This window comes from Dyadobacter alkalitolerans DSM 23607 (assembly GCF_000428845.1).
In the GTDB taxonomy this organism is placed as follows: domain Bacteria; phylum Bacteroidota; class Bacteroidia; order Cytophagales; family Spirosomataceae; genus Dyadobacter; species Dyadobacter alkalitolerans.
In genome coordinates, this window is the sequence record NZ_AUAS01000012.1 from 12,552 (window position 1) to 36,385 (window position 23,834).

At 45.4% G+C, this 23,834-nt stretch carries 18 protein-coding genes; 11 read left to right on the forward strand and 7 right to left on the reverse strand.

Features of this window, described 5'->3' with window-relative positions; genetic code table 11:
* The first annotated feature begins 16 nt into the window (after positions 1-16).
* On the forward strand, positions 17-2,635 hold the full coding sequence (locus G395_RS0119180; protein WP_229204227.1) for an ABC transporter permease: 2,619 nt from the start codon (positions 17-19) through the stop codon (positions 2,633-2,635).
* A gap of 12 nt (positions 2,636-2,647) precedes the next feature.
* On the forward strand, positions 2,648-3,517 hold the full coding sequence (locus G395_RS0119185) for a carboxypeptidase-like regulatory domain-containing protein (RefSeq protein WP_026631547.1): 870 nt from the start codon (positions 2,648-2,650) through the stop codon (positions 3,515-3,517).
* Positions 3,518-3,563: 46 nt separating this feature from the next.
* Here G395_RS0119185 and G395_RS0119190 read toward each other — a convergent pair whose 3' ends face one another.
* Complete coding sequence (locus G395_RS0119190) at positions 3,564-4,961, reverse strand: hypothetical protein (protein ID WP_026631548.1); 1,398 nt, start codon at positions 4,959-4,961, stop codon at positions 3,564-3,566.
* A gap of 350 nt (positions 4,962-5,311) precedes the next feature.
* Between G395_RS0119190 and G395_RS29795 the strand changes: the two genes are divergently transcribed.
* Entirely contained in the window at positions 5,312-6,370 is a 1,059-nt protein-coding gene (locus tag G395_RS29795; RefSeq protein WP_157486744.1) for a hypothetical protein, read from the forward strand.
* 15 nt (positions 6,371-6,385) lie between these two features.
* On the opposite strand, the gene G395_RS29800 is transcribed toward G395_RS29795, so the two are convergent.
* Positions 6,386-6,805, reverse strand: a complete 420-nt coding sequence (locus G395_RS29800) for a BLUF domain-containing protein (protein ID WP_051350260.1) — start codon at positions 6,803-6,805, stop codon at positions 6,386-6,388.
* 215 nt (positions 6,806-7,020) lie between these two features.
* Positions 7,021-7,587 carry a hypothetical protein gene (locus tag G395_RS0119205; protein ID WP_026631549.1) on the reverse strand — a complete coding sequence of 189 codons (567 nt, stop codon included), beginning with the start codon at positions 7,585-7,587 and terminating at the stop codon, positions 7,021-7,023.
* A 238-nt stretch (positions 7,588-7,825) separates the two neighbouring features.
* Between G395_RS0119205 and G395_RS0119210 the strand changes: the two genes are divergently transcribed.
* A complete protein-coding gene (locus tag G395_RS0119210; protein ID WP_026631550.1) occupies positions 7,826-8,470 on the forward strand; it encodes a hypothetical protein in 645 nt (214 codons plus the stop codon).
* Between the two features lie 146 nt (positions 8,471-8,616).
* On the forward strand, positions 8,617-11,025 hold the full coding sequence (locus tag G395_RS0119215; protein ID WP_229204229.1) for an FtsX-like permease family protein: 2,409 nt from the start codon (positions 8,617-8,619) through the stop codon (positions 11,023-11,025).
* A 358-nt stretch (positions 11,026-11,383) separates the two neighbouring features.
* Here the strand turns inward: G395_RS0119215 and G395_RS0119225 are convergent, their stop codons facing one another.
* Positions 11,384-12,778: a DUF4270 family protein gene (locus G395_RS0119225; protein WP_026631552.1), complete on the reverse strand. Its 1,395-nt coding sequence runs from the start codon at positions 12,776-12,778 to the stop codon at positions 11,384-11,386.
* A gap of 503 nt (positions 12,779-13,281) precedes the next feature.
* Here G395_RS0119225 and G395_RS0119230 point away from each other — a divergent pair.
* Entirely contained in the window at positions 13,282-14,310 is a 1,029-nt protein-coding gene (locus tag G395_RS0119230; protein WP_026631553.1) for a Kelch repeat-containing protein, read from the forward strand.
* A 2-nt stretch (positions 14,311-14,312) separates the two neighbouring features.
* Positions 14,313-14,663 (forward strand): DUF4907 domain-containing protein, encoded by a 351-nt coding sequence (locus tag G395_RS0119235; protein WP_035361803.1) that lies wholly within the window; start codon positions 14,313-14,315, stop codon positions 14,661-14,663.
* A 35-nt stretch (positions 14,664-14,698) separates the two neighbouring features.
* On the opposite strand, the gene G395_RS29805 is transcribed toward G395_RS0119235, so the two are convergent.
* A complete protein-coding gene (locus tag G395_RS29805) occupies positions 14,699-15,820 on the reverse strand; it encodes an endonuclease/exonuclease/phosphatase family protein (protein WP_051350261.1) in 1,122 nt (373 codons plus the stop codon).
* 170 nt (positions 15,821-15,990) lie between these two features.
* Here G395_RS29805 and rimP point away from each other — a divergent pair, with 170 nt between their 5' ends.
* The 3 genes from rimP (at position 15,991) to infB (ending at position 20,973) form a co-directional block, all read left to right on the forward strand.
* The gene (gene rimP, locus G395_RS0119245) at positions 15,991-16,473 is read left to right on the forward strand and encodes a ribosome maturation factor RimP (protein WP_026631555.1); all 483 of its coding nucleotides are present in this window, start codon (positions 15,991-15,993) and stop codon (positions 16,471-16,473) included.
* Between the two features lie 87 nt (positions 16,474-16,560).
* Complete coding sequence (gene nusA, locus G395_RS0119250) at positions 16,561-17,802, forward strand: transcription termination factor NusA (protein ID WP_026631556.1); 1,242 nt, start codon at positions 16,561-16,563, stop codon at positions 17,800-17,802.
* A gap of 72 nt (positions 17,803-17,874) precedes the next feature.
* Positions 17,875-20,973: a translation initiation factor IF-2 gene (gene infB / locus G395_RS0119255; protein ID WP_026631557.1), complete on the forward strand. Its 3,099-nt coding sequence runs from the start codon at positions 17,875-17,877 to the stop codon at positions 20,971-20,973.
* A 72-nt stretch (positions 20,974-21,045) separates the two neighbouring features.
* Here infB and G395_RS0119260 read toward each other — a convergent pair whose 3' ends face one another.
* Positions 21,046-22,686: a carboxylesterase/lipase family protein gene (locus tag G395_RS0119260; protein WP_026631558.1), complete on the reverse strand. Its 1,641-nt coding sequence runs from the start codon at positions 22,684-22,686 to the stop codon at positions 21,046-21,048.
* 142 nt (positions 22,687-22,828) lie between these two features.
* Here G395_RS0119260 and G395_RS0119265 point away from each other — a divergent pair, with 142 nt between their 5' ends.
* Positions 22,829-23,575 (forward strand): NUDIX hydrolase, encoded by a 747-nt coding sequence (locus G395_RS0119265; RefSeq protein ID WP_026631559.1) that lies wholly within the window; start codon positions 22,829-22,831, stop codon positions 23,573-23,575.
* Between the two features lie 29 nt (positions 23,576-23,604).
* Here the strand turns inward: G395_RS0119265 and G395_RS0119270 are convergent, their stop codons facing one another.
* The gene (locus G395_RS0119270) at positions 23,605-23,787 is read right to left on the reverse strand and encodes a hypothetical protein (RefSeq protein WP_026631560.1); all 183 of its coding nucleotides are present in this window, start codon (positions 23,785-23,787) and stop codon (positions 23,605-23,607) included.
* Between the last annotated feature and the right edge of the window lie 47 nt (positions 23,788-23,834).

The window sequence follows — 23,834 nt, forward strand, 5'->3', positions numbered from 1 at the left end:
CATAGCTCATCACAACGTGACCCGAAAGCCTCAAAATCAGCAACCGAAAGCCCAACCTCCCCGCTGGGCCGACAAGCTTCTGGAATGGTTCATAGCACCGCACCTCCTAGAATTTGTACAGGGCGACTTGCATGAAGTTTTCTATAAACAATTGGAAATGAACGGACTGTCCCGCGCTCGCCAGGGTTACGTATCGGCCGTATTCCACTGTCTGACACCGTTCTTTTACAAGCGTAACGCAACTTCGAAACACCCGAATCCATCCCTTACCGATATGCTTCAATCCTATTTTACCACCGCCCGGCGCAATCTTGCCAAGAATAAAATGTACACAGCCATCAATGTCTTTGGGCTCGCCCTGGGTATGGCCTGCGCACTAATGATCGGTTTGTGGGTTCAGGATGAGCTCAGTTATAATCACTTTATTCCCGATGCAAAAACCGTCTTTTTTGTACGGACCAACTCGACCAACCGAAATACGGGAGAAATCGGCACGGGTGAAGTCACACCCGGGCCGCTACAGGATGCGCTTTCCAAAGACATACCCGAAATTGCCGCAGCCACAAAGGTCAATGCCTGGGCAGAGCTGCTGGTTAAGGTCGGAGAAAAAAGTGCCAAGGAGAAAGGATATTATGCCACGGACGATTTTTTTGGCATATTCGAATTTCCTGTTTTGAAAGGCAACCCACACATGGCGCTTGCGCAAACCAACCAGATAGTCATTACAGAAAAAATGGCTGCTAAATATTTTCCCAATACAGAGGCACTTGGAAAAACATTGCAGCTTAATAATGAAAAATTCTATGTCGTCGGTGCTGTGTTGAAGGATTTGCCAGGCAATTCAACTTTGAAGTTTAGCTGGGTGGTAAACTGGAAGGAGCAGGAACAGCCGTGGCAAAAAACCTGGGGCAACAGCTCTTTTTTAACCTATGTCCGGCTGCGGCAAAATACGACACAGATACAGGCTGAACAGAGTATGAAAGGCATTTACAAGCGCTATACGGATAAGGAGAACACCACCATGCCTATTCTTCAACCGATTACGGACGTTTACTTGTATGGTGAATACAAAATGGGCAAGCCGGTCGGTGGGCGGATCGAATATGTCCGGGTGTTTTCTGTCGTTGCAGCGTTTCTTTTGCTTATTGCCTGCATTAACTTTATGAATCTTGCCACAGCACGTTCTGCTACACGGGCCAAAGAGGTGGGTGTGCGAAAAGTGGTTGGCGCACTACGATCCTCGCTGATCGGGCAATTTTTAAGTGAATCTGTTCTCACCAGTGTCCTGGCCGTTGTCCTGGCGCTGGCTGCCGTGTGGTTCGCGTTGCCTGGCTTCAACCAGTTGTTTGGAAAGCAATTGGCCCTAAACCTTGCCAGTCCGGCGCTCTGGGCGGGGATTATAGCATTAACAATGCTGACCGGGCTTATGGCAGGAAGCTATCCGGCGTTGTTTTTGTCAGCATTAAGGCCGATAGCAATTCTTAAAGGCAAAATACAGTTTGGGAATGGTCCGGCACTCTTCCGAAAAATACTGGTTACATTTCAGTTTTCCTTATCCGTTTTTTTGATTGTTGGCATGCTTGCCGTGAGTAAGCAAATGCAGTATTTACGGACCAAAAATCTGGGTCTGGATCGTAACAATGTTATTTACCTGACCCTGGAAGGCAATCTTACCAACCCCGAAAAGATGGAAGCTTTCAGGCAGGAAGTAATGAGGCAACCAGCCGTAGCATCGGCGACGGCCACGGCTATGCTCCCGGTCAACATCCAGGCAACATCGGGCGATTTATCCTGGCCGGGAAAAGATCCGAGCCTTGAAACCAATGTGACGGCGATGACGGTGGGAGCTGATTTTGTCAAAACCATGAACATTAAACTCGTGGACGGCAGGGACTTTCGTGCTGGCAGTGCAGCGGACTCGTCTGCCTACCTGATCAATGAGGCAACGGCCAGGCTGATGGGCGAAAAAAATCCTGTTGGCAAGGAGATCAAATTCTGGAAAGGCACCGGGCGTGTGATCGGACTTATGAAGGACTTCCATATGATTTCGCTGCACCAGGCTATCACCCCGCTTGTATTGACTTATATTCCCGAGAATTCGGGTTATTTATTAATAAAAACGCAGACGGGAAAAACGAAGCAAGCCCTCGCAGAGCTGAAAAATCTAGCCAGGCAATTCAATCCCGATTATCCTTTCGACTATCATTTTCTGGATGATGAGTATGAGAATCTTTACCGAAGCGAGCAACAGGTCAATACGCTTGTCAATTACTTTGGTGTGCTGGCGATCCTGATTTCGTGTCTGGGGCTGTTCGGGTTGGCAGCGTTTACTGCCGAGCAGCGGACGAAGGAAATTGGCGTACGAAAAGTGCTCGGAGCAAGCTCTGCAAATATTGTCGGTCTTCTTTCTTCTGACTTTCTGAAACTCATCCTGATCGCATTGGTTCTTGCCTCTCCACTGGCATGGTGGGCTCTAAGCAGCTGGCTAGGCACATTTGCATACCATACAGGTTTAAGCTGGTGGATTTTCGCCATATCCGGCGTCGTAACAACGTCCATTGCACTACTCACTGTCAGCTCCCAGGCAATCAAAGCCGCCTGGTTGAATCCTGTTTCTGCTTTAAGAACCGAGTGACATTTAACTGATATGACCACCAAAAAATTAATAGTGTTATCTTTTTTGATAAGTCTGCCCATCACCTTAGTAGGCCAATCTTTTAAGGGAACGGTAATTGATGCTGTCAATGCAAAACCGTTACCTTATGCCAGCATAGGGGTGAAAGCAAAAAGCATCGGGGGAATAGCAGATGCAGACGGGCGCTTTCACATTGACATAAACAAGGCAGCACCAACAGATACCATCATCGTGAGCTATCTGGGCTATGCGTCTGTAAAATTTATCAAACGGGAAATTTCGCAATCAGCCCACCAAATTAAGCTCAGCCCGGGCGCCCTGCAACTCCACGAAGTGATTGCACAAGGCAAACGGGAAATAATCCCGATTGGCAATCAGAAAGCAAGTGGGCAATACACGGGCTGGGGTGATTATATCAGTTCCAGAGGACGTCTAAGGGGTGTTGCTATTGAGACCAACGAGCTACCGTTGAAGCTGGCCAGGTTTAAGATGCATCTGGATGCATGTGAATTTGACAGCGTCCGCTTTCGCTTGCATATTCTGCCTTTGGCCAAGGGCTACTCAGGCAATTTGAAGGCGGAATTAATTGATGAAAACATATTCTTTAATGTCAACAAAGGCCAGAAATGGGTCAGTGTCGATTTAGCTCCTTACAATCTTGTCATTGATGAGAACATAGTCGTCGCCGTTGAATGGCTAGACGCATGGGTAAAAAAAGAAGCAAGGGATGAAAGTTACAAACTGACGATCTCTCTATCCAGAAAGGAAGGTTATATGTTTATCCGAAATACACCCGAAGAGCCTTTTCTGCCAACAAAGTCCAAGTTCAGTCCCACAATGTATTTTGAAACCTATAAACCGGGTAATGAAGGCGTAGAATAAGTAACTAGAAAGAAACTGACGTATCAATACTTCTTCTTCACTATCACTAATTTTCCTTTACAAAGGTCGTTGCAAATCCATTTTCCGTCCAGGTGACTGTTTTGCCGTCGGCACTAAATATTAGTTCGATACCCAGTCCAAGTTTGAAAGTATTTTTCCCGGTATAACTCAGCGGCATGGCTGCCTGATTGCCCTCCTGAACAAAAATCTCTCCGCTTTTTTGAGTAAAAATTAATTTTAACACCTCGTTATTTTTCTCAGAATAAACGCCGACGTATTGATCAATGCCTTCAATATAAATTTTTTCCGGAGCTTTGAAGGCTTTGACAGCCGTGATGCCTTCCAGACTTTCCAGCCTGGCCATAAGGCCCCATCCATAAAAATCATTGGATATGCCAATCAGAAGATGATTTTCGCCTTCTCTGAGTTTGAGTTGAGTACTGCCATTTCGGATGGATATGCGTCCGTCTGGATACTTTTTCATGTTCTGAGGGAAGATATTCTTATCAGTATAAGTAATCTGGTCGTTGAGATAAAGCCAGATTTCGTCACTAAAGCCCAGTTGTAAATTCGTTTTTACGGGTTCTTGTGTTGTGATGGTTGCTTTGAGCCAAACGATCCTTCTTTGATCACTTCCGCCAAATTGCCTTGTGAGATTTACAAGCCCATACCGCTCCGCCTGCATTTTGGTGACAAATGATTCATTCTTTGGTATATCCTGCTGCCTGGTTGGTTCCATCCCTTTTGCAAGATAGGCCGGCTGACTGACTGTCCAGCTTCTGATATAATTAGCTTCATGTTCAGTAATATCTGCCGCCTCATTTGCATCCAACCCTTCCGTTTCACCCGGCCTGACAATAAGGTTTCGAATATAGGAATCCCCTTCGAAAGCAATACTGCCCTCAGATATACGCCCTTCCAATTTAGGGATATACAATCTCGGTTGATTGTTGACTAATACACGCATTTGCAGACCCGAAATAATGAGTTTGATGTGATTCCATTCGCCCGCTTTTGCAGGCGCAGGCGCTTGATACTGCGGATACATATCCCACATATTGACGCCATCTAAATAAGGGCAGTATTGAATTGCTTCATTGGCAAATGGGTTGGATACCTTTGGAACCCGCAAATAGACAACCTCCTGTTCTTTTTGATTTTTCCTATGAAAATATACCGACGCAGCAAACTCTGTTTTGGCCGGATTAACGTCAAATTCAATCACACCGCTTTGAAAAACCACATTTTTTAGCACGACCTGCCCGGATCCCGGTGCTATTTTCATAACAGGTTTGTTGTCGTGTTCGGCAAATTCTACCTTCCCGGCTGAAAATTCCCAATGCGCCGGATCAAGGGGTATAACATTGGGGAGTGCCTTCTTTTGTGCATAAAGCTGGCTGCACAATAAAAAGATAAAGACAAGCGTGGAAGTTATTTTTTTCATGACCGATTAAGTTTTTTTGACAAATTTGCCTCAGTTGCTTATTGTTTATGCGCTGAAACCCGATCAAGTTCAATCAAAAATATTCATAGACTTAAAATGCTGCTAATAAGATAATTATGCTCGATACAATTGGTGTTAAGTCGATACTTCGTTTGAAGGGTTTGGTAGAAGAACAGCTTGGATGGGGCCAGATAGAACAGTGGCGAAGCTATGATTTTGAAAAACTTTCTGGAAAAATTCATGAAAAAACGGGTGTTGTACTGAGCATATCAACGCTGAAAAGGATTTTTGGCAAAGTGAGCTATGAAAGCTCGCCTTCGGTGACTACGCTGAATACATTGTCTCAATTTGTGGGCTTCGAAGACTGGCGTGCATTCTGCAATTCTGATAGAAGCGAAAAGCAATTAGCTGAAGTCTCCCATGAAGAGTCGAAGGATCAAAGAATCGAGACCAGTGAAAAAAAGGCTCGCTTGCTTCCAAAAGTCGTTTTTATGCTAGCAGTATCTTTGCTTAGCGGCTTGTCGATTTATTATATTTTTTCGAAAAAGGAGGCGACAAATAAGTATTCATTTGCTTCAAAAACTATTCAGACCGAGGGATTGCCTAATTCTGTCATTTTTGATTATGACGCTTCTGCCGCCGGCGAAAATGATTCTGTTTTTATTGCGCAAACCTGGGATGTCCGTCGGAAAGTGCCTGTCAGCCGTACGGATAAACATCATTCGACTATCTACTATTATCCGGGATATTTCAAGGCTAAACTGTTAGTTGGCAGCAAAATCGTTAAAGAGCATGATATACAGATTAAGACAAATGGCTGGCTTGGCTTAATTGCGGCCGATTGGGGTAAAGAGCCGTTTTATTTTAAGCAAAATGAAATTATTGGAGCAGGGAAAATATCTGTCAGCCAGGCATTGCTGCAAAAGTACAACATTCCAACCTTGCCAGAATTACCGTCGGTTCGCCTCTTTAATCAAAAAGATATCCATGGAATTCAAACGGATCATTTCACTTATGAAACTGAATTGAAATCCGATCATATTGGTGGCGGCAATAATAGCTGTCAGCGCGTGGAAGTTTTATTGCATTCAAAAACGGGCATTCTGATTGTCCCGCTGGTTCATCCGGCTTGCGTGGGGGATATTTCGCTGGCTGCATATGGATTTTACACCGATAGCCAAAGCGATGATCTAAGCGGATTTGGTTGTAATTTGAATGATTGGGTAAAACTAAAAGTAGTGTGCATTAATCGCAGGATCCAGTTTTTGGTAAACGGCAGGGAAGCATATAAAACCATCATAGCCGACCTGGCAACCGAAATTGTTGGTGTCCAGTACCGTTTCAGAGGCCCTGCTGCCGTCAGAAATACGAGGCTGCAAGGAAAATCTGGAAGCCAGGTGGTCTTTTAAAAGGAACAGTATAAACTAATTCCGATGGTTATTCTTAAAGAAAACTTGAAGCAATGAAAAAATCTTATTCTCACTTTTAACCTGCGTGTATGGGTCTTCAATAAAGGAAAGCTTATCTTTTAATTCATCCATGTTACGGGATGCGGGCGTGCTATAGCCCATCGCCCAGTTATCGAATGATCTGACATTCACAGGTCCTTGAAAAAGCGGGATGACCTGATTATGGCGGTCGTCCCGCTTTATCTTTTCAAATAAGGAATGAATGGCATCCTTCTCTCCTTCCAAGACCTGTATAATGCTGCCGTTACAGTAAATCAAAACGCCAGTAATATCAGCCAAAGCATTATTTACACGGCTTTTTTCGATAATATTTCCCATTTCTCTCTCATCTAGGAGGACTCTTGATGAGCTCAGATATACAATTGAATGCATCATTAAAATCAATTAAAACCTCCGCTAAGGCGATCTCTTAACGTATATGCTATTAGTTACATCGCTAACCAATATATGACAAAAACGTGTCAAAGCCTCGTTTTGCCCAGGTATTAACTATATTTTTAAATATTTACAAGCGAAATTTTCGGGACAAATATGTTCTTTGATTGTTAAAGTGCGGGGTGTTTTAGCTATTAAGTGTGCTGGCTTTTTCATCAGCAACCACCTTTGCCAGCGGCACGTTTATAGATTACTTTTCCATCCCGTTCTACATAGTCGCCCGATATTATTGGATATAAATACTTGGGGGCGTGAGATACACTACGGCTTCTTATATTTATTTTGTCGCTAATTTTCAGGCTGTGCAATTGCCGAGGTTGATTAATAGCGTTTAGAGAATTCCTGTCGGATGGTTGCGGGCCAAAACTAAGAATGTAATCTTCATCATTAATTCTGACCATCACCCCAAAACCCAATCGGGAGCCAGCTGGAAGAGACAGAGCGGTTACGGTAGCCTCCATATCGGTAAAAGCCTTTATATGTTTGCGTATTTTAGCTTCACCGGCATACACTTTTCTGCCTTCGGCAGACACTTTCCATTTTTCGTATCTTATAGCATCCGGGGTAGACTTCCATTTTTCCAGCGATGCTTTTCTTTCAGCATCGGTGCGTGAATTCGGGGTTGACTTTTCATAAACTTCATTTTTGATTTTACGATTTGCAAATACTAGTCCGCTTACCACAACAAGTGGCAAAAGCAGCGCATAAATGATTTTTTTCATGTTTTTGACAGGTTTTAATTTAAATAAATCTATTTGGCAAAGCTAAATGGTTGTATTCTGCCGGCTGTTAATGAGCTGTAAAAGAATGTAAACGATAAGTAAAATCAGCTTTAACAGACTGTCGTAGATTTTGCCGACAATGGATTTTTATAAAAATCTGGAAAAAAGTGCAACGGTTTGACCAGCTTCATTTGTCTGTATTGAAGGCAATGAAGCCATTCTCTAAACTACTCATTCCATGAAGAAACTCTTATTCTCTGCATTGATCCTGTCCGGTGCATTTTTCATCGGTTCCTGCACCGACGAATCGGTTGAAAAGAAAGAAGTAGTAGCCGAAGAATTCGACAAAGAAAGGTTTTACAGTCAAATCAGATCGGTACCTTTTTACATATCAAAAGCTTACCGGGTTGTTGGACAAGACACCATCAACGTGCTGGCAGACTCACTCAAAGTTCGCTACCGCGATGCTGTTTATGTAACCTTCCAAGCAAGCGGCGGGTCTGGCGAAATAGGTTATGTACAGTATTATGCCGGCTCTGCCTGGACCAATCCACCGTTCGCGCCGCCCGCAAAGGCTTTTAGTACCGAAATGAAGTTTTCCAGGCCTACCAACATGACTTTCAATTGGGATGATACCAAAAAAACCGTTGTCGTCACCTCTTCCGGATCTGACAATGCGTTCCGCCTGGTGCCTCCCGGTAAAAGCGCATACCTGGATACCAGCCGTTTTCACTACAATTATGACTTTGAGGCGGCCAAAGCAGGAGCCGACCAGAGTCTGACCTGGATTTATGATGATTACACCATTGTAATGAAACCCATGTATGTCTTTTACAAACATCCCGACGAGACCCTTTTTTTAAGAGGCATTGTGGTTTTTTAAGCGAACAGCGATGTCCGAAATCGCACAGTAAATTCTATCAAATAGCCGCTATAATCCGCTGTATGGCATTTTAGCATCGTGGAATGAAAATTGGGCCGTAAAGGGAAAAGTAGCTTTACGGACTTGACAATAACTTAGCGGTATATATGATGGTGCTCAACTACATGAAAATTGCCTGGCGTAATTTGCGCAAAAATCACGCGTACGCATTCATTAACATCACTGGTTTAGCACTCGGCATAGGCTGTGCATTGCTGATATTCGCGCTTGTCCGCTATCATTATCAGACCGATCGTCACCACCGTAATTACGAGCGGATCTACCAATTTACATCGCGGTTTACATCCTCTACCAGCGAGTTCAACATTCAGGGCATCCCTTATCCCTTCGGCCAGGCGGCGCGAAACGACTACCCGGGAATTGAACATATCGCTATGCTGGAAGAGTGGTATTCACCGCTGGTAAGCGTACCCGTTGCAAAGCAGGCAGATAAGAAAGTAAAGGATAAAAATCACAACGGCGCATTTGTTGAACCCTCCTATTTCAGCATTTTCGATTACACCTGGTTAGCAGGCGGGCCCGAAGCGCTTACTGAGCCGGGCACTGTGGTTATCAGTGCTGAGATGGCCCGCAAATGCTTTGGTACTACCACAAACATTATTGGCCGGACCCTTCGACTGGATGCCCGCATCCCCGCGCGCGTAGTAGGTGTATTTGCAGATTATAAGGATAATACTGATCTGGATTATTCTATCCTGGCTGCCTGGGGATCTGTTAAAGAGCAGCTGGGGTCCCGGCCAGAAGATCAGCCTTTTGATAATACCAACGGCAGCACGCACTGTTACGCATTGTTTAACGACAATTTCACGGCAGCCGACTGGGAGCGGCAATTACCCTCATTTGTCAAAAAGTATAATCCAGCTAAAATCAAGGAGACCTCCTACCCAGCCATACCTTTCAGCACCACGCACTTATCGGCTGAGTATGGCGGAGTAAGCAAGGGATTATTGCTCTCTTTGACATTGATTGCCGTGCTGCTTATAGGAACTGCCAGTATCAATTTTGTAAATCTTGCCACTGCGCAGGCACTTAACCGTGCACGCGAAGTGGGCGTACGCAAAGTTTTAGGCAGCACAAAAGCACAGCTGTTCTGGCAATTTATAGGTGAAACCGCGCTCATTGTCTGTGCTGCCCTGGCACTGGCCATCGGTATCTTTCAGTACGGACAGACGCTGGCCAATACGTCCCTGAATGGCCCGTTCCGGTTTACATTTTACTTTTCTACCTCGGTATTAGGTTGGTTGGCGTTACTTGTTATAACGGTTATTTTGCTGGCAGGTTTATATCCGGCCCTGGTTTTGGCTGGTTTCCGCCCGGTTGTAGCGCTGGCAGGGAGGCTCACCACGCATCAGGCAGGTGGTTTCAATCTCAGGCGCGGTCTGGTGGTAACACAGTTTGCCATTTCACAAATGCTCATTATCGGCTTGATAGTCGTGGGCAGTCAGCTCCGGTATGTTCAGAGAAAAGACCTGGGCTTTCGAAAAGAGGCTATCCTGACGGTAAGCCTGCCAAACCTTCCAGCGCAGGATCTGGTTAAAATGCGTGCGTTCCGCAACCTGGCAACAGCCATACCTGAGGTAGGCCAGTTCAGCTACTCAATGGGCGGGCCTCCTCAGTCGGGTTGGAGCAGCGAAACCAGGGTTCGCCTTGATGGCCGCCCCAGCCAGGAGCCATACGGACCACAACAAGCCTGGATCGATGCCGACTATGTGGGCTTATATGGTTTAAAATTAATGGCCGGGCGCAATTTACAAGCTTCGGACACGGCTCGTGAAGCGCTTATCAACGAGACATTCATGCAGCGACTGGGATTTTCCCGCCCCACGGACGTTGTGGGCAAGGTCTTGCATAAGGCTGGCTTTGCGCCTTTGGAAATTGTAGGCGTTTTAAAAGATTATAACCAATCAGATCTGAAACAGCGCATTAAGCCCTTATTTCTGACCACTATGGCCACTGGTTTTTACTCCGCAAATATTCAACTACGCTCTGCCAACTACGCTCATGTGCTGGCTCGATTAGAAAAGGCCTATAATCAGGTGTATACCGACAGCTTTTTCGAACCAGCATTTGTCGATGAACAGATTCAGGAATTTTACCAGCAAGAGCAGACAATGGGCAAGCTCATTAACTTCTTCACCGGAATCGCCTTGGTCATAGGTTGCATGGGCTTATATGGACTTGTCTTATTTATGGTCACTCAGCGTACGAAAGAAGTTGGCGTTCGCAAAGTACTGGGCGCCAGCGTTGGGAGTATCCTTTGGCTTTTCAGCTGGGAGTTTATTCAACTGATTGGCATTGCATTTGCCCTTGCCGCACCTGCCGGGTGGTGGGCAATGAATAGCTGGCTGAAAAATTTCGAATATAAGATATCGATTAACCCTTTCGTTTTTCTGTTAGCACTTTTAGCATCAGTTCTCGTTGCACTGATCACTGTAAGTTTTCAAAGTGTCAGAGCAGCCTTAACGAACCCAGTGAAGTCTTTACGGAGCGAATAGAATCTGTGGCATACATTTTTAACACCTGACATTGTACACCAAATACTATAAACCATGGGAATTAAGCCAGGACCTAAAAAAACCGCCCAGTCTACCGAAGAGCCAGACAAGCGTCAAAGGGATAACAAGGAATCACCGGGCAACACGCCTTCATTAAAGCCACATAAACATAAAAAAGGCGATTAACTTTGCTGTAAGCACGGCAATGCATGCTGCTAGACTGGCAGATACATTGCTTTGATGATGCTTGAAACTGTCTTTTCCGACACTTGATCATGCCGGTAAACAAAACGGAGCTGCCCTATAAAGAGCAGCTCCGTTTTTTATTTCTATTTTAAAATTCCTTACCTGATAAGCTTTACCGAGCGTTAACCGAAGTATAATAGAGCTGCAATTTAACGCTGTTTTTGCTATGGCGCTGATTGCCGATTACCAGACGCTGGGCGCTTTTGGTAAATTCCGTATCGTAGGTGGGCTGCGCGGCAGTCTCGCTGGTATTGAATGGTGAAGTTCTGAAAATCAAACCGGTTGTATTTTCACCACCGGCGGCTAAAACACTTGAAATGTAACCGCCTACATCAAAGAGGTAAAAAGCAGTGTTATTAAGCAGATCAACCTGATATCTTCCAAAAACGGGCGTTCCCGCCAAAGTCCTTGCCGGTTCAGGAAAGCCCGTGCTTCCTTGAAAGTATTCGTTGTTTTTGTCGACCAGATAGGCATACAATGTATCAGGCGCGCGGTAAAAATTTGTCACCGAGCCTGCCAGCGGCGTTACGTGCAAAAATGCTTTGTTAACAACGGTATAGGGGTTGATTTTCAAATCCATAATGGTCGGAAAATCAACGCGCGTCATCACACCCAGGCCGGCCTGAACAAAGGACATGTTACCCGATTGCTCAGAAGGCAGGGAAATTCTTTTTGTATTAGGAAGCTTAACCAACTGCGTTCCTTTCCGGTCGCTAAGGATCTGATTGTAACCGATGCCGGACTTGATGATTGTTGAATCCCGCTTTACGCCATCGTCTTCCGTTAAATGATAATGCAGCTGAATGGATGTATGATCATCAAACAATCTGAACCCGACAAGTGGACCATTGTCCGAGGATCCCGGTACCAGTACGAGCCCTTTAACAAGATCGATCCATTCGGTGTTGCTGGGCAACTGATTGTTTTTACTCATTGAAAAAATCTGCTTTCCCAAAACATCAGAAAGCTTGATTCTAAGTCTTCCGCTGGATCTTGGAGTGGGAACTACCTTTACTTTGCCTAGTGCCGTCGCCTCGTAAGGCGTCTTATCGGTGTTGTAATATGCATTTTTGTCAAGCATGTTGGCCAGCAACTTGTGGACGGCAATGTTCATGGCAATCGTAGTATCGCCATACGTATAATTATCGTATCTCAGAGAAAGTACAAGCGAATCGTAAACAGCAAGTTCAGGAACTACGAGCGCCGTTTGAATGGTAGGCTGGAAAAATGGAGTAGCTTGAAATTTACCAAAATAAGGGTCAATATTTCTTCCCAGTAAAAGTCTTCCCGAGCCTCCGGTAAATACTGAGTCTGTTCCAACCGAAGAAAGTGAAACCGATGCCGTATCTGAAAACGCCACGGAAAAGTCATCAACATTAGGCTGGACGATCGCTTCAATCTGATCACCGGTAGGTTCACAACCAGACAGTGAGGCTGTTACACCCAATATAATCAGTAGTCTAAAAACCGTTGAAGATCTTTTAAGAAAATGCGAATTGAATTTCATTTAGTGCAAGAACAGTAAAAAGTGCAAAATTATCATATGTAATCTTAATTACAACATCATTAAGATAAATGCGCCAATTTAAAAGTGCATTCACATGTTGCAACAAAAACGCAAAGCGTCACGTAAGGGTTAAAAATGCCAGCAATCAACGCCTGCCATTAGCCTGAATTACGCCGCCGATTGTAGTTACGCACTGCGGCAGCAAACAGTGGCAAACCTGCTTGATAAACGTAAAACAGACCAGCCTATCTTAAACCAAACACAACAAAGCCTTATGACAACATTACGGATGCTACAAACGTTGAATGCAACAGAGAGGGTTAAACTTTTAGACAAAAAGTAACATATAATTTTACTTAGCAGTATCAAGATGTTATGTTTGCAAAAAATTTGAAATTCCGTTTGCTGTTTTTAAAGCACTAATCCTTCTGATAGGCATGATTTCAGGGCCGTGTTATTGCCCAATATTCTTTTGTATCAATTAGTCAAACCATATTTTTTACATGTTTAATATCTTAAAAAAGACTTCATTAGCCCTTCTGGTTGCGTCAACCGCATTACTTTCGTTCAGTTGCAGTAAGGATGATCCCGAGGCAGACAAAATTGGAAACTGGTATAGAGCAGGCATTCCCAATTTTGGTGGATCTGCAAGGGCACGTGCAGTAAGCTTTGTCATTGGAAATAAAGGATATATCGGAACAGGTCTTACAAATGAGACTGTTCAAAGAGTAAAGGATTTTTGGTCTTATGATGCAACAACCAAAATCTGGTCACAAGTTGCTCCATTCGAAGGGTCAGGAAGAAATGATGCTGTTGCCTTTGTTGTTAATGGAAAGGCTTATGTAGGAACAGGTTTCGACGGCGTGACCACAGTAGACGGCGGATACAAAAAGGATTTCTATCAATACGATCCTGCAACCAACAAATGGACAAAAAAGGCGGATTATGCAGGCGGAACACGCCAGTATGCAACGGCTTTTGTTGCTGATAACAGAGCATATGTGGGCCTTGGATGGAATGGAAGCGGTTACTATCAGGATTTCTACGAGTACAATGTACAAACTGATAAGTGGACAGAAGTTGCAACATTCACAGGTGGAAAACGCAGAGGCGCACTAGCATTCACAGTGGGTGGTAAAGCTTATGTAGGCTTTGGTCAAAGCAATTCGGGCGCCGGATCCGAACCAAAAGATCTTTACAGCTTCGATCCCGCAGGAAACAGCGGAACGGGCGCATGGACCAGAATGGAAACCAACACGGATGATAAATTCACCGGAAGAACTTACGCTTTGCCTTTGGTTATCAATGATAAAGCATACATCGTTGGTGGAAATGCCAAGTCGGACACATGGGAATATACACCCGGCACCAACACATGGACTGAGGTTGCAAGCTTTGAAGGCGGCCAGAGAGGCTTTGCCGCTGGTTTTGCAATCGGTAACACGGGTTATGTAGGAACAGGCGGAAACATTGTTGACGATTTCTGGGCTTTTGATCCTGCTGCTGCCAAAAATGATGACGATAACCTGTAATTGTGGGTAGCAAGAAAAAACTCATTTTATTTATAAGCGTACTGGCCTTTGCTGCTGTAACTTATATCTTTCTTTACAAAGGAGATATTGGTGCAGACGGCAAAGGCCTTCGCCGTCTTAGCGTAGAAGCATTCAAAGTTGAATCAGGCTGGGGTTACCGCATTCTTGACAACGGCACGCCCATTATTGAGCAGCGCAGCATTCCGGGAATTGCGGGGAACAGAGGCTTTCAGACCGAGCAGTCGGCCCTTAAAACGGGCAATTTGGTGGAGCGCAAGTTGCAGAGCGGCATTTTTCCACCCTCAGTTTCAGCCAGCGAGCTGGATAGCCTGGGGATTCAATACGGGCAGTAATCTTGATTGTCGGCTATCCTGCCGCGTGATTATCATTAATCCTTCTTTGCTTGCTCAGCCGCTCCTGCATCCGCGTGACTGAACTGGTAATGACCCATCACCGGGTAATGATCCGAGTAATCTACGTTATTGAATGTAGTAAAGTCCTGGATATCAAGCCTGTCGCCACTATAAAACTGGTGGTCTATGCGGATAAAATAAGGCAGGTGGTTGAATGTAAAGCCAAAGCCCTCCCCTTTTTCTTCAAATCCGTTTTTAAGCAAGCCGCGCATTTTGCTGTAAACATATCCGTAGGGAATCTCATTAAAGTCGCCGCATACAATGACCGGGTGCGGCGAACCATTGATCCAGGATTCGAGGATTCCCATTTCTACCGATCTTCTCACAAAGCCATTCCGCATGCGCTGGAAAGTGATTTTTCCTTCTTTTTTAACGCCCTCGACCTGCTTTTGGCGCACCAGTGTACTGAGCTTTAATGTCATCGAATAAAGGTGCACGGCAATGATGCGCACCGTATCTCCCTTTATTTTAATATCTGCTTGGAGAAGACCATTTTGCGCTTCAAAGATCGTATCCCTTTTTGCAATGATAGGATATTTGGAAAAAATCGCCAGCCCGGCCGACTGCGTGGGGCTTCCTGATGTGTTCTTAGTGTAAAAGGCGCTGTGGCCATACCCGCTGCTGTCCAGTGCTCTATTAATATTAAAGAGGTTTCCGCGGTCACTGAAATATTCAGACATGCAGAGAATGTCGGCCTTCGAAGAAGTCATCCACGCTTTCATATCACTTACGCTCTGCCTGACGTGGGGATCCTTTAAATCTTCGTTTCTTTGAAAGCTGTGCACATTATAGTTCATCACAGAAAATGACTTAGCCAGCATATCCCGGTCCGTATCGTTGCCGAAAGAATAAGTCCTAGGCAGAAAAAGCCCGGCCAGGGCGACCATAATCAGCGGAAGCAAAGCCCTTTTTCTTTCAACAATAAACCAAATGGGTATACTGACCAGATGAATGATGACGACAACCGGAAAAGACATCATCATAAAACCAGCCACCCACCCTTTGGGCGGGACCCAGAGTATCATGATGTAAATCAGCAGGGTATAAGTCGCAAAACACTTGTAGAGGAACCAGAGGAAATTTTTAAACCCTTTCATTAAGTCAATATCGCATTTTTCAACAAAAATAGGGGATCAAGATGAATTTCGAAGACATCTGCTTTAACTTGTACAAATGATAAAATATTTTTACCTTTGCAAATAATTCTATTTTGATCGATTGATTGAGGGGGTCTTAAATCCCCTTTTTTATTTGCAGTAAGCCGTACATGACAATAAAAGAGCAGTTGGAAGCTTTGCTGGAACCCCTTCTTGAGGATGGCAACTGTTTCCTTGTAGATATCATCATTAAGCCTTCCAAGGTAAGTCAAAAAGTTTCAATTCTTGTCGATAGCGATGAGGGGATAACCATTCAGCAATGTACATCCATCAGCAGAAGATTGGCCAAGCAATTGGAAGAACTGGAAATTTTCGCAGATGCCTACACACTTGAAGTTTCATCACCGGGATTAGACCAACCTTTGCTTTTGTTGAGGCAATATCAAAAAAACCTGGGCAGAAATTTGAAGGTTACATTAAAAACGGGAGAGGTAATTTCGGGGACATTGATGGAGGCAAATGAAGAAATTGTAAAATTACAGTTACCTGCACCTAAAAAGAAGACGAAAACACCCATCGACCCAGCTGAGTTGATCCGGGATATTCCGTTTGACGATATTTCAAAGGCTTTAATAGAAATTTCTTTTAAATAAAGTTACAAGCCAGAGCCAGTTTTCTGATTTGTAATCAATTATATAATATGTATAACTTAGTATCAGCAAATATCTATAACATAAGCAATGGATAGCGGAATATTAATTGAATCATTTGCCGAGTTCGCAAGCTCCAAAAACATCGATCGTCCAACGATGATCAGTGTTTTGGAAGAAGTGTTTCGCACAATGATTCGTAAGAAATACGGCACTGATGATAATTTTGATGTAATCATTAACCCAGAAAGCGGTGACCTTGAAATGTGGCGGACACGTGAGATCGTTGACGACAACTCAGAGGACATTTGGGATTACAACAAAATACCACTTGCAGAAGCCCGCAAAATTCAGGGTGACTTTGAAGTAGGTGAAGAAGTTGCAGAAGAGGTTAAGCTGGTTGAATTCGGCCGCAGGCTTGTGCAGACGGCAAGACAAACTTTGATCCAGAAGATCAAGGACATGGAAAAAGAAATCATGTTCGAGAAATACAAGGATCAGGTAGGTGAAATGATCACCGGCGAGGTTTATCAGACATTACGTCATGAAGTGATCATCGTGGATTCAGAAGGTAACGAGCTTTCACTTCCACGCACCGAGCAGATTTCAAAAGATCGCTTCCGCAAGGGAGAGTCCGTTAAATCTGTGATCCACAAGGTGGAAATGAATAATGGTTCTCCAAAGATCACACTATCAAGAACTTCACCTGTTTTCCTTGAAAGACTCTTTGAAGTTGAAATTCCGGAGATTTACGATGGAATTATTTCAGTAAGACGTGTTGTTCGTGAACCAGGGGAGCGCGCCAAAGTTGCCGTAGAATCCTACGATGACAGAATCGATCCGGTAGGCGCTTGTGTAGGGATGAAAGGATCCCGTATCCATTCAATCGTACGCGAACTTGGTAATGAGAATATAGATGTTATCAACTACACAGACAACCTTGAACTGCTTATCAGCAGGGCTTTGAGTCCGGCCAAAGTAAGTTCGATGCAGATTGACCGCGATGCCAAACGTGTTTCTGTTTTCCTTAAACCCGATCAGGTTTCACTTGCAATCGGAAAAGGAGGTCAGAACATTAAGCTGGCCGGTAAGCTGGTTGGAATGGAAATTGATGTTTTCAGAGATATTGAAGAGCAAAACGATGAAGACGTCGATTTGACCGAATTCTCCGATGAAATTGATGAATGGATTATCAGTGAACTGCACAAAATCGGTCTGGATACAGCCAAGAGCGTGCTGGCACTTAATAAAGAAGAGCTTGTCAGAAGAACCGATCTTGAAGAAGCAACGGTTGAAGAAGTTCTTGACATTCTTCGAAAAGAGTTTGAATAATTTACAATAACCGGCAGTTTTAATCCAGGGGTTAGATCTGCCAATGCAAAACTTTTTCTACTAATTGCTAATATGGCAGAAGATAAAATGATGCGCCTAAGCCAAGTGGCACGGATCCTGAACGTAGGAATTACTACGATCGTGGATCACCTGTCTGCCAAAGGGTATAAGGTGGAGAGTAACCCGAATACAAAGATTAATTCTGATCAGATTGAATTTCTTGCGAAAGATTTTAAATCTGATGATCTGAGATCATCCCTTTCCTTTAAACCAGCTCAGACTGAAACTCCGGTAGAAACCAGGGAAGAAAAAGTAAAAAGTGATGTTGATGGAATTCTATACTTCAGAAACAGTGCTTCTAAACCAGAAGAGAAACCTGTTGTTGAAGAAACTGAATCAAATGCTCCATCCGCTTTTGAGAACCGCCTGCCTGGAATTAAGGTAGTCGGTAAAATAGATTTGGACGCAAAAAGACCTGCACCCGTACCCGCTGCTCAAGAACCTAAGACGGAAGCGCCTAAGGAAGTTGTAGCTGAAAAACCAGCTGCGCCAGCGCCAGCCGCTGTTGTTGAACCTAAGCCAGAGCCTAAACCAGAGCCTGTTGCTGAGGTAAAACAAGAGGCAGAGCCCGTTCAGCCAAAAGCTGTTGAGACTCCGAAAGAGCCTGTCAAGGAAGAGCCTAAGGCTGAACAGCCGCAGGAGACTAAGGCCGCTGAGGAGCAAAAACCAGCTCCTGCCCCAGCGCCAGAAGAAAAACCCCAAGCAGAAGCAGTGCAACCAGCGCCTGTGGCTGAAACGCCTAAGGCTCCGGAAACAGCCCCGGCTCTAAGCGAACCTGTGGCAGCTGCCGCCGAAGAAGCAGTTGAGTCAAACCTGATCGAGGCCAAAGGAGAGCAGCTTCGCGGTCTTCGCGTGATTGGTAAGATTGAGCTTCCATCCGATAAGATCAAGAAAAAAGACCCTGTTGCATCCAGCAGTGATACAGCAGCAGATAAAAAACGCCGCAGAAAACGCAAGAGAATCCGTGATGGCGTTGTGGTTGCCGGTGAAAACCGCCCCGCAACAACAGCAGCAGATCCGAATGCACCGGCAAGGCCTAAGGAAGCTAATGTTCCACCGGCAGGAAATCGCACCGGAAACCGTCCGGCTGCACCGGGAGCACCAGGCACAACGCCGGCAGCAGGTAATGCATCTGCAAGAAGCGGCCCGGCAAATCGCAGTGGCGCAGCAGGCAACAACCGCCGTGGTGTTAAAAGAGAAGAAGTTTCAGATAAGGAAGTTTCAGATAACATTAAAGCTACAATGGCCCGCATGGGTGGTGGTAACACCAGAAATGTTGGCCGTGGTGGAAAAGGAACCCGTCGCAGGGACCGCGGAGATCAGAATGATCCCAACGGACTTGATTCGGACGAAACAAAAGTATTGCGCGTAACAGAATTCGTTTCTGCAAACGACTTGGCTTCACTGATGGACGTAACAGTTCAGGAAGTAATCTCGGTTTGTATGAGTATGGGAATGTTCGTTTCCATCAACCAGCGTCTGGATGCAGAAGCGATCACTTTCATCGCCGATGAATTTGGATTTGAAGTTGCCTTTATTTCTGCCGAAGAAGAAGTGCAGAATGATGTGCAGGAAGAAGTTGATGACGAAGAAAGCCTGAAAGAAAGAGCGCCGATCGTTACCATTATGGGTCACGTTGACCACGGTAAAACATCGCTTCTGGATTATATCCGTCAGGAAAATGTGGCCAGTGGTGAAGCGGGTGGAATTACCCAGCACATTGGTGCATATAGTGTAAAAACCAAAACAGGCAAACAGGTAACATTCCTGGATACGCCGGGTCACGAAGCATTTACAGCGATGCGTGCCCGTGGTGCCAACGTTACCGACGTGGTTATCATCGTGATCGCAGCTGACGACAGCGTCATGCCTCAGACACGTGAAGCGATCAACCACGCGCAGGTTGCCGGAGCACCAATCGTATTTGCATTCAGTAAAGTAGATAAGGCCGGGGCTAACACGGAAAAAATTCGTGAAGAGCTTGCCAATATGAACCTTTTGGTTGAAGAATGGGGTGGAAAATACCAGACCCAGGAAATATCTTCCAAATCAGGTATGGGTATCGACGAGCTGCTTGAAAAAGTATTGCTTGAAGCCGAACTGCTTGAATTGAAAGCCAACCCTGACCGCCGTGCAGCTGGTGCCGTTGTAGAAGCATCTCTTGATAAGGGCCGCGGATATGTTACGACCATCCTTGTACAGACGGGAACCTTGAAAGTGGGTGATGTGGTCCTTGCAGGTTCGCATTACGGAAAGGTGAAAGCCATGACTGACTATCTGGGTAGAAAGCTTAAATCAGCCGGACCATCCATGCCAGTTCAGTTGCTTGGTCTTAACGGTGCCCCGCAGGCAGGTGATCGTTTCAATGTATTTGAAAACGAGCGTGATGCCCGCGATATCGCAACCAAGCGTGAGCAGATCCAGCGCGAGCAGTCGATCCGGACGCGTAAGCACATTACCCTTGAAGAGATCGGTCGTCGTAAGGCAATCGGAAGTTTCCGCGAGTTGAACCTGATCGTTAAAGGTGACGTGGATGGATCGGTTGAAGCCCTTTCAGATTCGTTATTGCAACTATCAACATCTGAGGTGCAGGTGAACATTATCCACAAAGCCGTGGGTCAGATCTCCGAATCCGATGTCAACCTGGCCATCGCTTCTGATGCGATTGTGATAGGCTTCCAGGTTCGTCCTTCCTCGAATGCCAAGAAAATGGCAGAACAGGATCAGATCGAAATCCGTCACTACTCGGTTATTTACCAGGCGATCGATGAGATTAAGGATGCGATGACTGGTATGCTTGCTCCTTCTATCGAAGAGATCATTACAGGAAATATTGAAATACGCGAAGTGTTCAAGATCAGCCGGATCGGAACCATCGCAGGTTGCTATGTTACGGATGGTTATGTTAAGCGCAGCAATAAGATCCGCGTAGTACGCGAAGGAATCGTATTGCTGACCGGGGAAATCGACTCGCTGAAACGTTACAAAGACGACGTTCAGGAAGTTAGAAACGGTTATGAGTGCGGTTTGAGTATCAAGAACTTCAACGACATTGAAGTGGGCGACATCATCGAAAGCTTTGAGCTTCGTGAAGTGAAAAGAACACTTTAATAGTTTAAGCGAATATGGAAAGCCCTGCTCCAAAACTGGATGCAGGGCTTTTTGCTGTTTAGCGCTATAATGTTACTTCATGTATTCTTTATCAAGAAACAGATAACGGTCCCTGTCGCTTTCTGTCTGCTGCTCGCTTTTCACGTCAATGTTCATGAACTTAACAGGAGCCTTGCCTGTGTTTGCATCCCACTGAGGAAGTCCTTTGCCGTTCGGATTACCCGTTTTAATAAAATTTGCAAAATAATCCACCATCGTTGCAGATACCTTATAATCATCCGGCGTCCATTCGTATACCTTGTTGCTGGCAAGGTTTCCTAATGCGTACTCAATCTCAGAAGCGTGGGCTGCTCCTACTGCCGCAGGCGTCGCGGGTGCAGTTTTGGCAGCATCGCCCTTGATAACCCCGCCCGCAAGACCCGCCTTAGCATTACCCATCGCTGCCGACATAGCCGGGCGAATGCGCGAGAAAACATATCGATAGACAGGCTTGCCACCAGTTTGAATTTGCAGATCGGCCCATTTCCATGTGCTGTAAACAATGAAGCGGTCGCTGGAAAGCGCTGTTGCCGCTTTGACAACCTCAACATCCGAGGCAGCCGGATACAATTTCAGAACCTGCTCGGCTTTATCGTTATACAAACCGCTCACTGCTTTCTTGTAGTTTTCAAGCGTTGGCGCCTCAGCCTTTAAAACGACCTGGTAAGGAACTTCGGCGGAATTCCAGCCAACCAGGATGGGGATTTTTGCCTGCTGGCCGGCCTGGAAGATCTCAGGCAATGTTTTTGGCAGGAAATAACCATCAATTGTTGGCGTAGTGGCCGTGCGCGTCTGGCCGGGTGTATAGGCCGCTTCCAAAAGATCCGCAGCAGACAAAGCCCGGAGCTCTTTCAGAGAGCTGCCCGTTTTAACTCCTTTGGCAAATGCCTCGCCGATCTTTTCAGCTTCGTCCAAAGGCATCGATGCTAATGTAGGGTTAATTCCTGCCCCGCTCTCTCCTATCGCTCCTACAATAAGGTCTTTGGATAAAGGCGAAGCCATCTGCACCGAAACGGAAATTGAGCCTGCCGATTCACCGGCAATGGTCACATGCTTGGGATCGCCACCGAACTTATCAATGTTCTTCTGCACCCATAGCAATGCTGCGTGCTGATCCAGGTAGCCGTAATTACCCGAGGATTTATTGGGAGATTCCTGCGTCAGCTCGGGATGTGAGAAAAAGCCAAAAATCCCCAGCCGGTAATTCAATGTAACCACCACAATGCCTTTTTTGGCTAATGTCTCTCCATCATACCGGGGCTCAGAACCATCACCGGCTGCAAGGCCTCCACCATAGAAATACACCAGGACCGGCATTTTTTCTTTCATCGTCTTGGCAGGCGTCCAGACATTTAAGTACAGACAATCTTCGCTCATATCTTTTGAGCGGAAGCCCATATCACCAAAAATCGGTTTCTGCATAGGCTTGTTGCCAAACTGGTCCGCTTTGCGCACGCCTTGCCAGTTCTGGGCGGGCTGTGGTTCTTTCCAACGCAGCTCACCCACCGGCGGCGCAGCAAAAGGAACACCTCTGAAAATCAAAAGCCCCGATCCGGCCTCCCGGGTTCCTTCCAGTGTCCCATTCTCGACGGTTACCTGATTACTTTTTTGGGCAAAGAGTGTCATAGAAGTGGTTACGCAGAGCAAAAGTGCTAGTACTAAGTGTTTTGGCATAATATAAAGGTTTGACATGTTGCAACATTTAAAGTATAAACCATACATTAATTTTATATTGTATCAATATGTTACAATGATAATTTAAATTCTGCCTGTTAGCAAATCTTTTTGTTACTTGCCCATATAATGCAAGCAAGCCATGGATCAGGATTTTAAAAAACAGGAAACAAACTTTACAGGAGCAGGTTATCTGCCCGGAATTGCGATTGACACCGTCATTTTTGGTTTTCATAAAAATGAGCTGAAAGTGCTGCTGCTAACCTATAAGAACACAGGTTTTTTTGCCCTGCCCGGCGGCTTTGTACATGAAGATGAAGACATTAATCAAGCCGCGCGGCGCATCCTTTTGCACAGGACGGGACTGGAAGATATTTTTCTTGAACAATTTTACACGTTCGGGGAGAAAAGTCGGCATGATACTGAGCCGCTTAAAAAAATTATGGCTGCCCGCGGTTTTGTTCCGGATGATAAGCACTGGCTGCTGGCCCGCTTCGTATCTGTGGGTTATTACGCGCTTGTAGATTTTACCAAAGCGATTCCCAAACCCGACAGCATTTCAGACAGCTGTGAATGGTTTAATTTAACCGAGCTTCCCAAGCTCATGCAGGACCACGAGCACATTCTGGCCAAAGCCCTGCAAACCATTCAGCTGGATTTAGATCACAAACTGATTGGCTTTAACCTACTTCCCGAGCAGTTCACCATGGGCGAGCTGCAAGGACTTTATGAGACTATTTTAAACAAAAAGCTGCTCCGGGCAGCCTTCCAGCGCAAAATGCTGGGCCTGGGCATACTGGAACGAATCGCAAAAAAATGGACGGGAGGTGCTCATAAGGCTCCGTACTTGTACAGGTTTCTTCCCTATCCCAGCCCGGAGGCCCGATGAGCACGCCGCGTCCGCTATAATAGATCCGGTTACATTCTGCCCGCCGAATCCGTGGACATTGTATCTGTCCCCATTTCTGTCTGCATGGTATCCATACCTGTTGAATCCATATTTGCCTCAGTGCCTTCTGCATTTTTGTTGCCATTACAAGCTGCCAGACTCAGAAGTGCACTTAGGCTCAGGAATGAAACTACTCTTACGATCGCTTTCATAAATTTCGGTTTTAGGTGAAAATTTCTGCTTTATCAAAAAACCGTTC